The following is a 12334-nucleotide window of genomic DNA, read 5'->3' on the forward strand; positions in this document are numbered from 1 at the left end:
TTTAAGGGGTCACTACCGTGCCGCGGCTTTTTTACTTGGCGCTTATTCGCCGCCACTCGTATAGCGGTTGTCGCCCATCGTGTAATTCGAGCTGTCGCCAGGCTTGGCATCGGGATGGGTCGGCTTGTCATAGTAGGCAGAAGCTCTGCGCCGGCGGTCGACGATAAAGCCAAGACCCGCCACAATAGCGATCGGAACCAGGAAATAGAACATGGAATTCCTCCTTTTTATTGGGGTGTTGGCAAATGAAACAAGTGAGTGAGATGGATCATTCGTTGATGATTTCATCACCAAGCAGCTGCCTCCCGCTTAGGGCTGGCCTTTAGCCATAAGCCAAGAAGGGCGCTTGTCTCATTGCTGCGGCTTGCCCGTATGCGCGGTTCGGCTTTTACATTCCACTGAATTGTGTGCGTGATGAAGTGTCTCTTTTTCACATGTTCATCCGCTGATGGAGGATGCTTATTTAGGATTGTGAGTGAGATAGATTGTTCATTGATGATTTCATCACCAAGCAGCCGCCTCCGGCTTTGGGCTGGCCTCTTGCAATGAGCCAAGAAGAACGCTTGTCTCATTGCGTCGGCTCGCCCTTGTGCGCGGTTCGGCTTTAAGATTTCATTGGATATTATATGCAAAGAAATGTCACTGTTAGTTGTCTTCATCCGCTGGTGGCGACGCTTAGCTGGATTTGATAATTGCAGAGAAGTTTCGTGTGCTGTTCAATTCGAATTTACGAAGATGATTAAAATAATTCAAGCTTACTTCAATGTGTGATGAATTTCATTTCCTCTCTAAAACTAGAGATGGAGCGGAAAGGGGCGAATGGATGGCGAGGGGGAGCCGAGTCCATTCATTTGCGACGCATCTGCGTAGCAGATGTGGGAGCAACGCTTTTTTTGATGCTCGAACACAGGGAGGAATCGGCACCGTAGACCGAGTGTCAGTGATCGAAGCGGTTGAAGTCGGCCCCGGGCAGCTGAAAGCGCGACGTCCTGTCGCATCAGCTGCATGACTCGCATCCTGCGAGCCTCAAGCGTCCCCTTGAAGCGCAATCTTCATCCTTTACATTTCCGCTACAATCTGTTGAAGTTTTGTTTTTTTAATTCAACCCATTAGAAAAAAAGCGCACCACAAAGGGAGCGCTTTTTTTATATCATGTAATGGATGCTTCGTAGATTTCTTTGATGGACTTTTCGAGTGTCGTGTTGAACTCTTCATCCGACTGGTCAGCGCTCAAACCTTCTGACAAGGCACGTGAGAAGCTGGCGATCAAGCCTTTGTTTTCAGCAAGCTTCTGATTCGCCTGTTCGCGCGGATATCCGCCTGACAATGCCACAACACGCACGACACGAGGGTGGTCGATCAATTCTTTATAGAAATTCGCCAGCGTCGGAATCGTCAATTTCAACATGACGTGCTCATCGTCGCTGAGCTTATCAAGGTGGCTGAGGATTTCGTCATTCAGCATAGCCTCGATGCGTTCTTTATCTGCGCTGTTGATATCGACTTCTGGCTCGATGATCGGCACAAGTCCTGCAGCGATGACTTCTTTCGCCACTTCGAACTGCTGGTCGACAACTTGTTTGATGCCATCTTCATTCGGTTCTTTGACGACTGAGCGCATTTTCGTGCCAAAGACATTGCGTTCGACCGCACGTTGCAGCAACTCGTTCAAGTTCGGGTTCGGCTTCATCAGTTGAACGCCGTTCTGTTCATCCGCCAAGCCTTTATCGATTTTAAGGAAGGGAACGACGCCTTTCGCGTCCCATAGATAATTACTTGTATATTTGCCGTATACTTCGCGGTCCATCGTCTGTTCAAACAGGATGGCGCCTAGCACATAATCCGACGAAAATGCCGGGGCCGTCATGACGCGCGTTCTCATTTCGTGGATCAGGTCGTACATTTCATCTTCGTTGGAGTAAGCATCTTCATTAACACCATAAAGTTTTAACGCTTTTGGCGTACTGCCACCGCTTTGGTCGAGTGCAGCGATAAAGCCTTTACCGTTCTTCATTACTTCAAATTGTTTTGTGTTCATCGTCTCAGCTCCTTAGATTAAGAAATTTTGACTCCATTTATTCTGTTCCCTGCTAAGTGTACCAATAATCGGGTTTTTCATCAAAAAAAGATTTCAGAATTATCGTGCATTTTAATTGTCAGTGGAAACGTCTGGTTTTTTTGCTGTTTCAAAGTCGAAGCGGACGCCTGTCATCTGTTCGGATACGTCCCATAGTTTTCGGGCAAGTGCTTCGTCGACGGCCGTCGGGTGGGGCGTATCCAGTGCGGGATAACCTTTTCTGCGCCCTTTGCCGGCAGGGCCGATGTATTCGCCTCCTGTAAGACCCGGTTCTGTTGCGGCGTGGACAGTGGCGAGCGCTCCCATGTCCGGGGGCTGCAGAAAGCGGTTGGCGAAATCCCTCAGCAACACCGGAGCGTCGTACTTACCGATCTTGAAGATATTGGTGGCGGAAACGCCTGGATGGCAAGCGACGCTGATTGTCTGGATGCGGTGCTTCTTCAGCCGCCGGTCGAGTTCCATCGCAAATAGCATATTGGCGAGCTTGCTTTGGTTGTAGAATTTTTTCGGGCGATAGCCTTTCGAGCCATCAAGATTATCGAAATCGATAGTGCCGCGGTTATGCGCCAGGCTGCCGAGTGTGATGACGCGCGAGCCCTGGGTTTTCGCGAGCAGCGGCAAAAGGTGGGCAGTCAACGCAAAATGGCCTAAGTAATTGCTGCCGAACTGCAATTCAAAGCCGTCTTTCGTTTTTCCGTAAGGCGGCATCATGATCCCCGCATTATTGACCAGTAAATCGAGTGAACGGAAATGCTTTTTGTAGCTATCTGCAAAATGGCGTACGCTTGCGAGATCCGCCAAGTCGAGCTTCAGGACGGCGACCGTTGATTCCGGATGGTAATCGAGGATCTCCCGTTTCGCGTTTTCGCCTTTGACCAGGTCGCGGACTGCCAGCAGAATGGAGAAGCCCCGGCCAGCGAGCATGTTGGCGGCTTCCCATCCGATGCCGCTGTTGCCCCCGGTGATAATGGCGACTTTGTGATGAATATCCTCCAAAAAATCATCTCCCCTTTTAAAAAATACATGCTTTCTAAAGCTTCTTTTTCTATCTAGTTTACCCCATTTAAAAGTTGAAACCGCATACATTCAAGAAAAGCTGAAAATCTTGTGAAAAGATCATCAAATTGTCTAAATTTTTACACAACAAAGCTTGCTGATGTGTTAGAGTAATTCAATAATCAAAATGAAGAGGGTGAATCAGATGGCAAAAAACATCACAGAGCTGGAAAGGGAAGCTGTTGCTAAAGAGGTGACCGTGGCCGATATTATGGTCGCCAATCAGGCGCTGAAGGATGTTATCATCCGGACGCCCTTGCAGCGCAACGAGATTCTTTCGGCACGCTATGGCTGCAATGTCTTTTTGAAGCGCGAAGACCAGCAGGTGGTCCGATCGTTCAAATTGCGCGGCGCCTATAATTTCATTCGCAGCATGACCGAATCTGAACGCTCCAAAGGCGTCGTCTGTGCGAGCGCCGGCAACCATGCGCAAGGTGTCGCTTATTCCTGCAAGGCGCTTGGCATCGAAGGAAAGATCTTCATGCCGCTTACGACACCGAGCCAAAAAGTCTCACAAGTGAAACGCTTCGGAGGCGAGTATGTAGAAGTCGTCTTGATCGGCGACAGCTTCGATGATGCCTTTGCGGCAGCGATGGAAGTCTGTTCGGAAGAAGGCAAGACCTTCGTCCATCCATTCAATACAGAAGCTGTGATTGCAGGGCAAGGGACAGTCGCAGTCGAAGTGCTCAATGACATGCAGGAACCGGTCGATTACATGTTTTGCGCAATTGGCGGCGGGGGACTGGCGTCTGGCGTCGGGACGTATTTAAAAGGCGTTTCTCCTGCAACAAAATTGATCGGCGTCGAACCGGAAGGCGCGGCGAGCATGAAAGCTTCTCTCAAGGAAGGCCAAGTGACGCGGCTTGATACAATCGATACGTTTGTCGACGGGGCAGCAGTCAAGCAAGTCGGGGATTTATCGATGGCGATCTGCCAAAAAGTGCTGGATGACATCGTTCCGGTTCCAGAAGGCAAAGTGTGTACGACAATCCTTGAACTGTATAACGAAAATGCCATTGTCGCAGAACCGGCCGGCGCCTTATCGGTAGCGGCACTCGATTTCTACCGGGAGGAAATCCGCGGAAAAAATGTCGTCTGCGTTGTCAGCGGCGGCAATAATGATATCGAACGCATGCAGGAAATCAAAGAAAAATCCTTGATCTATGAAGGCTTAAAGCATTATTTCATCGTGACTTTCCCGCAACGTGCGGGAGCGCTCCGGAAGTTTATGGGGGATGTGCTTGGTGAACAAGATGATATCACTCATTTCGAATACACAAAGCGAAATAACCGGGAACACGGACCCGTCTTGGTGGGGATCGAATTGAAAGACCCGGCAGATTACGGGCCACTCGTTGAGCGCATGGAACAAAATGGTTTCCCGTATAAAGACATCAATAACGATTCATTGCTTTTCAATTTGCTGATCTAATTTGATGACTGTGCTGCCTGCTGTGTTTTAAGCGGACAGTGCAGTTTTTCCATTCTAAGGAGAAATTATGGCTTTTTCACTTCACTTCGAATGGAAAAGCATTTTTTATCAATAATAAACAGAATAATAATAAAAAAATATTAATTTTAATATTCAGTAATTTAGGGTTTACAAGAAATGTGAAATATTGTAGGCTGATACTATCACATTATCTTATACAAATTATTGATTCCTATTTCGGTTAGCTCTATATATGCAAGTGGCGTCAAGTAAATTGAATGGCTACTGCCGGAGGAGGCAGAGAACAGGTAAAGCCGGTTCTGTGCAACTGGAAAATTAAAATTTGGTTGAATGTGGCAGACTATAGTGCTGTGCACAGCGCCGGAAATATTCTCCTTTGGATAGGGGAGTCTGTTCCGGTGCTTTTTTATTAGTAAGGAAAGAGGGAGAGAAGCTTATGGAAGAAAGGGGAGAGCTTGTTAAGCCAATTGGGGCCGCTGGGCAAGAACCGAACTCATCAGCGAACAGCCGTGCCCGAATCGGCATCGGAACTGCAGGAGGGACAATCCGGTTTCTCGGCTATGATAACGGGGGTACAGCTATCAATCAGGTGGATATCTGGATGACCCAGGAAGAATTGCCTGTCTTTATTCACGCACTCGTCATTCACCCAATGCCGCTGCCGACAGATTATTTGCAAACAGCTAAACCCGACGAAAATGGATTTTGGGTAAGGATTCGTTCCCATGAGTCACCGAAAGTCTTTGTTTCAAGGCTAAGTTCAGCAATTGGCTGCCTAGAGGAGCCAGCGTAATCAATCCAAATCAAGTGGAAGGCGGTAGTTTCAATGGATAATCGGAGTGACCTGATTAAACTGGGCGATGAAGACATTTACCTGATCCTATACTTGTGGAAAGTAAAAGGCTATAAAACAAAAGAGTTGGCCCAGCGCTTTCATATCAGTGCTGAGTCTTTGGAGGATTTGCTGTCTGGCCATGTGAGAAGAGATTGCTATATGGGATTCAACCGGATTGAAAAATATTTGGTGGAGACTTACTGAGCGGTAAACTTTTAATGAGGAGTGTTCAATATGGTAAATCACAACGAGATGAAAAAAATCAGCGCTGCTTTTACAGCCAGCTATGAGCGCTTTATTAAAGGTTATCAACAATACAAAACCGAGCGTACCTGGCAGCATCCTAATGGGGAGGTCGAGCGCTATGACAACAGCACACGAGTTAAATAAGCTCAGCGATGAGGCTGTTTACAGCATCTTGTATTTCTATCATATTGAAGAGTTCTCCGCTAAACACTTAGGTATGAAATATGGCGTCAGCAGTTTGACGATAGAAGGCATCGCTAAAGGCCGGTACCGCCCGAAATGCCATGAAAATTTCAGGATCGTCGAAGGCATTTTGGAACGCCGCTTGGTGAAGCGGGCCGAAAGCCAATAAACCACAATTTACTACCGAAAAAGCCGGAAGCCCATTCAAAAGGACTTCCGGCTTTTATCATGCTTATTCAGTTACTTTGTCTGTCAGGTATCCGTAGCCTTGCGCTTCCATCTCTTCAAGCGGTACGAATCTCAATGCGGCGCTGTTCATGCAATAGCGCAAACCGCCGGCATCTTCCGGCCCGTCTTCAAAGACATGGCCCAAATGGCTATCGCCTGTGCGGCTTCTGATTTCGGTTTGCATGCCGAATAGGGAAAGGTCGTCGTGTTCGGTCACGACTGCTGGATCAATCGGTTTGGTGAAGCTTGGCCAGCCGGTCTTGGAATCGTATTTATCTTTGGAAGAAAAGAGGGGTTCGCCAGTGACGATGTCGACATAAATGCCAGGCTCGTAAAAGCCATCGTATTCATTGTCGAATGCAGTCTCCGTCCCGTCTTCTTGGGTAACGCGGTATTGTTCATCGGTCAGCATTTCCCGGATTTCCTCTTCTTCTGGTTTCGGGTAATCGGCCGGATCGACCAATTGCGGGACTTCCTGGTCTTCTAAGCTTGTGAAGTCAACATGGCAATAGCCATCAGGATTTTTCTCCAAATAGTCTTGGTGGTAGTTTTCCGCGAGGTAATAATTCGTCAGCGGTTCGACTTCTGTAACAATTGGCTTGTCATATTTTTTTTGCTCGTCGGCAATGGTCTCGTCGATCGTACTTACAACTGACGGGTCATCGTAGAAGATGGCAGTCCGGTATTGGTTGCCGCGGTCATTACCTTGCTGGTCGACAAGTGTCGGGTCGATGATCAGGAAATAGCGGTCAAGCAATTCCTCGAGCGATACGCGCTCTGGATCATAGCGCAAATGGACGGTTTCGGCATAGCCGGTATCGCCTGTCAGCACTTCTTCGTATGTCGGGTCTTCAATCGTTCCTCCTGCATAGCCGGAAGTTACTTCATAGACGCCGTAGATGCGTGCCATATAGGCTTCAACGCCCCAGAAGCAACCGCCTGCAAACCAAATGTCTTCCAAGTTTTCCGTATCGAACTCCAGCTCTTCGTTTGGATTGTCAGGAAAGCGCGATTCCGAAGAAGAGGAAGAGGAGGAGGCAGTAGTAGAGTCAGTGACTGCTTCGCTTGAACAGCCTGCCAGCAGCAACAATAAAAGCAGGGGCAAAAAATAGTGTTTCATCAGTGGTTCCGCCTTTCTAGCGAATCGAATTCATCAATTCGAGTATTTCGTCATTGGTCACGTGGCCGGTGCGTTGTTCGGTAATTCTCCCAGCAGAGTTGATCCAGGCAGAGCTGGGATAGGCCTCCATTTCGAACTGCCCAAATACATCCCCTCCATCATCAAGCAAGACGATAAAGTCGCCGTCACGGTCGATGGTCGAGAACCAAGCCTTGAACTCATTTGCATTTCGTTCAGCGTATGTTCCGGGGGAGATGATGGTGAGGATCGTAAAGTCTTCATCGCTTTCGGCCAATTCTTCCAGTTCGTTCAATCCGGAAAGGCAAATCGAGCACCAGGATGCCCAAAAGAACAGATAGACTTTTTCGCCTTGGTAGTCGGCGAGCTGGTGGACACTGCCGTTAAGGTCAGGCAATGCAAAATCAGGTGCCGCGGGGCCGCGGTTTTCCGACAATGCTTCCGAGCAGGAAGTGAAAGTGAGCAGGAAGGCAGCTAGTATAAGCAGCCGGAGTGGTAATTTCATGGTGATCATCCTTCCAGGTGGGCGCAATTGGCAATAATTTGGCGTTTTCTTGCTGGAATTGCTATCTATTTGAGCTATTCCCCAAATAGAGGCCTTTGAACCACGGAACTGAAAGGATGGCGGCATACTTATCGGCAAAGTCGGGTAAACTGACGGTAAGTAAAAGTATAGGAGCGGTTGGATGGATAGAGAAACGAAATTATCAGGCTTTGCTTTCATTGTGCTTCTAGTGGGTCTTGGGCTTGCGGCATTGTTCATTACGCTGTTTGCGGAACTGGCCGATGAAATGCTTGAACAGGAATTGGCTGTGTTCGATGCAGTGGTCATTCAATTACTGGAAATAATCAGCAGCGACTGGATGGATACAGCGATGTTCGTCATCACCGAACTTGGGTCTGTGTGGTTTCTGGTGTTGATGTCGCTTGGTGTCTTATGGATTTTAGGTTACAAGATGCGCGACAAATGGGGCGCCCTGTTTTATTTGGTGGCAGTCGGCGGTGGATCGCTGTTGACAGTGCTATTGAAGCATTTCTTTAGCCGGGAGCGGCCGAGCATCAACGAAACGATCGATGCGGTCGGCTATAGTTTCCCCAGCGGCCATTCGATGGGCTCGCTAATTTTTTACGGCTTTCTTATTTATTTGGTCATCCGAACCAAGCAGAATCCGTGGCTGCAATGGGTATCGGTTTTCGGGCTCAGTGTATTGATCGTGCTGATCGGGACCAGCCGGATTTACCTCGGCGCACATTTTCCAAGCGATGTCATCGCAGGCTATATCGCCGGAACCATCTGGCTTGTATTGAGCTTGGTGGCACTCGAATGGATCCAATGGCATCAAAGAAGCCCTGTGCCGCCTGTTACCGCTTTACGGAAAGTATTGGCACCGGTCTACCGGGCCGTTATCAATAAATTGTAAACATATGGGCTGCCGGTTTGCCGGCGGCTTTTTTCAATCGGCTAGATTTGTTAAATAGAGCTAATGATCCATTTATAGCATAGTTTCCTATCCCGCACAGCAGAATAAGTGAATGGCAGATGAACTTTGGGGATCCCTTCAGCTTGAAAAGCTTGAGCTCTTGGATGGCGATCCTTATTGTCATCTTAGTTTTATTCAGTAAACGGTGCAACCGTTAATAACTGAAAAATCAAACAATTTTGTGGCGTTTTCTGTCATATGGGCGTATGATCAAAGAAAAGGAGGTGCCCTTGGGATGACCGACATTGTTGGGCTGCTGCCCATGCTCATTTTCGGCGGGATAGCTGTTGTCATCATCGGGATGGTATTCTCATTCAAAAATTGGACACATTGACGGAAAATGTGGAAGCGTTTGACAGAAAGTCCTGCACAGGGAAGACGGGTGCGGGATTTTCTCTTGTCTAAAAAGGAATGTCTCAGTCTTTATCGAATGAAAAACTAGAGAAGGAATTCAAGCAGCAAGGCGGGGGTTGGATGGATGAAATCAAATCGGGCGTAATAGTCATCGGTGGGGTGGCAGTCATAATGGCGCTCCTGGGGCTTTATATGCTGCAAGGGAAGGGCACATTTTTAATCGCCGGCTATAACACGATGCCGAAAGAAGAAAAAGCGAAATATGATGGGCCGGCGATGGCTCGTTTTATCGGGAAATTGTTATTTGCTTTGGCATTCAGCATGCTGTTTTGGCTTGCGGGCATGCTGCTCGAGAAAAGTTGGATGTTCTATATCGGCGTTGCCTTGTTTCTTGGATTTACCGGAGCGGCTTTGATTTATATGAATACAGGCGGGCGTTTTTTGAAACGTCCATCTGCCAGCGAACATGAAAAAAACAAGTGAAACGAGACAACTCCTCGTTTCACTTGTTTTTTTGGCTGATGGAACGCCCGCTACGGCCAAGCGCATAATAAATACCGTGCTGCAGACTCTGCAAGGCTTCGAATTTCGACAGATCCTGCATCGTCCGTGTAATGATCATGGCGAGCTCCGGCGAGACGCCGACTAAAATCGTCTCAGTACCGAGCAAGCGCGCGGCCGCTGCCAATTTATCGATCAATTGCGCAGTGTGCTCTGAGATATTTCGGTTCAATCCTGTCAGGTCGAGCAACAGAAATTCCGCTTTATGTCTCGGCAGTTCGGTTAATGTGTTGTTGATCAGGTCTTCTGTCCGGTCTTCGTCGTAGCTTCCAATCATCGGCACCACAATGATTCCTTCAAGCACCGGAATGACGGGTGAAGAAAGTTCGCGCACCAGTTTCTGGAGCCTCTGGGTCTTTTCATCGACCATCTCTTCGAGCAAACGAATCTGTTGATCTTCTTGCCGTCTCGCCAGTTCCCGGATATTTTGCTGAACGGTGACCTCTGATGGATAGTATTCCACAATGCTGTAAGCTTGTTCCTCATTTTGATAGCGGATGGTCCGGTACCAGAAATTCTGGCCGAATAATCCCGTCAAGACGCCGGCATAATGGGAGGGAACGAAAATGCCTTTAGTGCCTTTGCGATTCAATTGGTTCATTTTGAATTCCCAATCATCTTGTATATGCATCGTGAATGTATAGTTTTCAACGTCCATCTCAACGATCTCTACTTTCCCCCAACCGGCCGGGGCATAAGTATTGGAAATCCATTCGACAACATTGCTGGCATCGATATTCTTCAGTTCCCGGAAGCCTTCTCCGACAACAATACCTTGCCTGAATCCGGTTGTCTCAAGCACCAGGTCGGTCGCTTCGGTACCGGTAATTTCCCGGATCGTATCGAAAAACGTTTCCATGGCGGAAGTCCAGAAAAAGACGACATCGCCGCCGTCAAAGAGCACTTCTCCCGTTTCCAAATCCCATTTTAACTCGGCTGCGCCGACTGTGATTTCTTTTTTCATGACAGTATCCTCCGCTTCATTCTATCTCAACTTCGCCGTTTGCCGGCAGTTGTTTCAGTATTCCCTGACCACACAGGAAATATGCATCGAACCGGAGGAGCTTTGCGGTGAAAAATAAAAAAGCCTGGAATGTTTAATTCCGGGCTTTTTTATCGTCATAAAAAGATAATGCGGAAATGCTTTGGTCTTTCATCAAATAACCATGGCAATACATGAGTCGTTCACGCAAGCTATCCGAGACACGTCGCGCATTGTATGCGCAAACGGAAACGACTTTACGCCGTGGAACGGAGCGGTCGATTTCCGTTTCGTACTCGATAATTTTCTGTTCGATATCTTCTTGGCTGCCCCATTCGATATGGCCCCATGTCCGGCACTGCCGGCCATCCGCAGTGAAGGATCCGACTATGCTCTCGAAATATTCCAAAATGGCCTCGGGGTGGAAGTTCCCTTTGCGCCAATAGAAATCGAAGTTATTGACATAATGGATCAAATCCAGCTCTTCGGCAGTCAATAGCTCCTGAAGTTTTTTTTGAATCTGGGGATAAATCCGGGGGTTTTCGACGAACAAGACACGATCGCCATTCCGGACGCCGTCCAGGACGTAAGATACGGCATTTTCTATATAAATATCTGTTTGATCCGTCAGGTATAAAATATGGGCATAGTCTGTCTGGCGCAAGGTTTCGGTAAAATCACTCATTTTTTGGTTCATTTTTTTCCCTCCATATAACGCATAATCCAAATAGTGATGAAATTCGTCTTCAGCCTTAAAAATAGCTGGAAGTGAAAAAAATGACAGCACTTGTGCACTTCCCATTATTATATACTATTTGGTGCCTTTACGTCTCTTGTAAGCTGTCAGCTGCTTTACATGTTTAAATGCACTGGGCTTAAGGGAAACACTGCACACAAGGAGGCGTATATTTATGAGCATTTTTGATAAACAAGCATTAGCAGAAAAACATATACTGATCACTGGCGCGACTGGCGGCATCGGCTGGGAAACAGCCAAGGCAGTTGCACAGATGGGAGCGAAACTGACAATTACTGGGCGCGATGCGGATAAACTGAAGCAGTTGGAAAATGAATTGAAAACCATGATGGATGATAATCAACTGCATGCCCAAACGGCAGATTTGACGGATCCTCATGGCCGCGAACATCTGATCAGAACCGCTGAAGCGCAGCTCGGCTTTATCGGTGGTTTGGTCAATTCGGCCGGAGCAGCTGGCGGCAAGCAAGTGGAAGAACTGGACCAAGAATTTCTGGAGCACCTGATGAACATCAATTACACATCTACGTTTATGCTGACGCAATTGGTGTACCGGCGCATGATGGAAGAAGGGAGAGGTGATATTGTCAATCTTGCTTCTCTTTCTGGTCTTCGTGGAACTGCCGGAAACACGGCCTACGCAGCAAGCAAATTCGCGGTGGTCGGTTGGACGCAATCAATGGCCTTGGAAGCGATTGAACATGGCGTCCGCGTCAATGCGGTATGCCCGGGATATGTCGATACAGAAATGGCTAGGGCGAGCATTCAAAGAAAGGCGGAACGCAAAGGGATTTCTGTTGAGCAGGCGATGGAAGAAGCGCAGTCAGGGATTCCGTCAAACCGGTTGTCAACTCCTCAAGAAGTCGCCCAAACGATTGCATTTCTATTAACGGATGCCGCCCCGAATATCGTCGGTGAATCGGTGAAGATTTCCGGCGGCAGCGTCATGAGATAAAAAGCTTTGAAGAAAACTATGAACCGCT

16 protein-coding genes are annotated in these 12334 nt (G+C 47.9%); 8 read left to right on the plus strand and 8 right to left on the minus strand.

Annotated elements, in window-relative coordinates:
- Positions 1-42: 42 nt before the first annotated feature.
- From G3255_RS04635 to G3255_RS04650, 4 genes are all read right to left on the minus strand, one after another.
- Complete coding sequence (locus G3255_RS04635; RefSeq protein WP_211653504.1) at positions 43-213, minus strand: hypothetical protein; 171 nt, start codon at positions 211-213, stop codon at positions 43-45.
- A gap of 74 nt (positions 214-287) precedes the next feature.
- Positions 288-572: a hypothetical protein gene (locus G3255_RS04640; RefSeq protein ID WP_211653505.1), complete on the minus strand. Its 285-nt coding sequence runs from the start codon at positions 570-572 to the stop codon at positions 288-290.
- A gap of 578 nt (positions 573-1150) precedes the next feature.
- Positions 1151-2038, minus strand: coding sequence for a fructose bisphosphate aldolase (locus G3255_RS04645; protein WP_211653506.1), 888 nt, complete (start codon positions 2036-2038; stop codon positions 1151-1153).
- Positions 2039-2149: 111 nt separating this feature from the next.
- The gene (locus G3255_RS04650; RefSeq protein ID WP_249222064.1) at positions 2150-3073 is read right to left on the minus strand and encodes an oxidoreductase; all 924 of its coding nucleotides are present in this window, start codon (positions 3071-3073) and stop codon (positions 2150-2152) included.
- Between the two features lie 205 nt (positions 3074-3278).
- On the opposite strand from G3255_RS04650, the gene ilvA reads away from it, so the two are divergent.
- The 5 genes from ilvA to G3255_RS04675 all read left to right on the plus strand — a co-directional run bounded on the left by ilvA (position 3279) and on the right by G3255_RS04675 (position 6019).
- Entirely contained in the window at positions 3279-4565 is a 1287-nt protein-coding gene (ilvA, locus tag G3255_RS04655) for a threonine ammonia-lyase IlvA (RefSeq protein WP_211653508.1), read from the plus strand.
- Between the two features lie 457 nt (positions 4566-5022).
- On the plus strand, positions 5023-5379 hold the full coding sequence (locus G3255_RS04660; protein ID WP_211653509.1) for a hypothetical protein: 357 nt from the start codon (positions 5023-5025) through the stop codon (positions 5377-5379).
- Between the two features lie 33 nt (positions 5380-5412).
- Positions 5413-5625, plus strand: a complete 213-nt coding sequence (locus tag G3255_RS04665) for a hypothetical protein (protein ID WP_211653510.1) — start codon at positions 5413-5415, stop codon at positions 5623-5625.
- A 30-nt stretch (positions 5626-5655) separates the two neighbouring features.
- Positions 5656-5811, plus strand: coding sequence for a hypothetical protein (locus tag G3255_RS04670; protein ID WP_211653511.1), 156 nt, complete (start codon positions 5656-5658; stop codon positions 5809-5811).
- Positions 5786-6019 carry a hypothetical protein gene (locus G3255_RS04675; RefSeq protein ID WP_211653512.1) on the plus strand — a complete coding sequence of 78 codons (234 nt, stop codon included), beginning with the start codon at positions 5786-5788 and terminating at the stop codon, positions 6017-6019. Before G3255_RS04670 ends, G3255_RS04675 begins: the two co-directional genes overlap by 26 nt.
- 63 nt (positions 6020-6082) lie before the next feature.
- Here G3255_RS04675 and msrB read toward each other — a convergent pair whose 3' ends face one another.
- Positions 6083-7198, minus strand: a complete 1116-nt coding sequence (gene msrB / locus G3255_RS04680) for a peptide-methionine (R)-S-oxide reductase MsrB (RefSeq protein ID WP_211653513.1) — start codon at positions 7196-7198, stop codon at positions 6083-6085.
- Positions 7199-7214: 16 nt separating this feature from the next.
- Positions 7215-7721, minus strand: coding sequence for a TlpA family protein disulfide reductase (locus G3255_RS04685; RefSeq protein WP_211653514.1), 507 nt, complete (start codon positions 7719-7721; stop codon positions 7215-7217).
- 181 nt (positions 7722-7902) lie between these two features.
- Here G3255_RS04685 and G3255_RS04690 point away from each other — a divergent pair, with 181 nt between their 5' ends.
- The gene (locus G3255_RS04690; protein WP_211653515.1) at positions 7903-8637 is read left to right on the plus strand and encodes a phosphatase PAP2 family protein; all 735 of its coding nucleotides are present in this window, start codon (positions 7903-7905) and stop codon (positions 8635-8637) included.
- Between the two features lie 534 nt (positions 8638-9171).
- Positions 9172-9534, plus strand: coding sequence for a DUF3784 domain-containing protein (locus G3255_RS04695; protein ID WP_211653516.1), 363 nt, complete (start codon positions 9172-9174; stop codon positions 9532-9534).
- Between the two features lie 19 nt (positions 9535-9553).
- Here the strand turns inward: G3255_RS04695 and G3255_RS04700 are convergent, their stop codons facing one another.
- The gene (locus G3255_RS04700; RefSeq protein WP_211653517.1) at positions 9554-10576 is read right to left on the minus strand and encodes an STAS domain-containing protein; all 1023 of its coding nucleotides are present in this window, start codon (positions 10574-10576) and stop codon (positions 9554-9556) included.
- Between the two features lie 133 nt (positions 10577-10709).
- Positions 10710-11291, minus strand: coding sequence for an MEDS domain-containing protein (locus G3255_RS04705; RefSeq protein WP_211653518.1), 582 nt, complete (start codon positions 11289-11291; stop codon positions 10710-10712).
- 214 nt (positions 11292-11505) lie between these two features.
- Between G3255_RS04705 and G3255_RS04710 the strand changes: the two genes are divergently transcribed.
- Positions 11506-12306, plus strand: a complete 801-nt coding sequence (locus G3255_RS04710) for an SDR family NAD(P)-dependent oxidoreductase (RefSeq protein ID WP_211653519.1) — start codon at positions 11506-11508, stop codon at positions 12304-12306.
- Positions 12307-12334: the final 28 nt, after the last annotated feature.

The sequence above is a fragment of the Planococcus sp. MSAK28401 genome (assembly GCF_018283455.1).
GTDB classification, from domain to species: domain Bacteria; phylum Bacillota; class Bacilli; order Bacillales_A; family Planococcaceae; genus Planococcus; species Planococcus alpniumensis.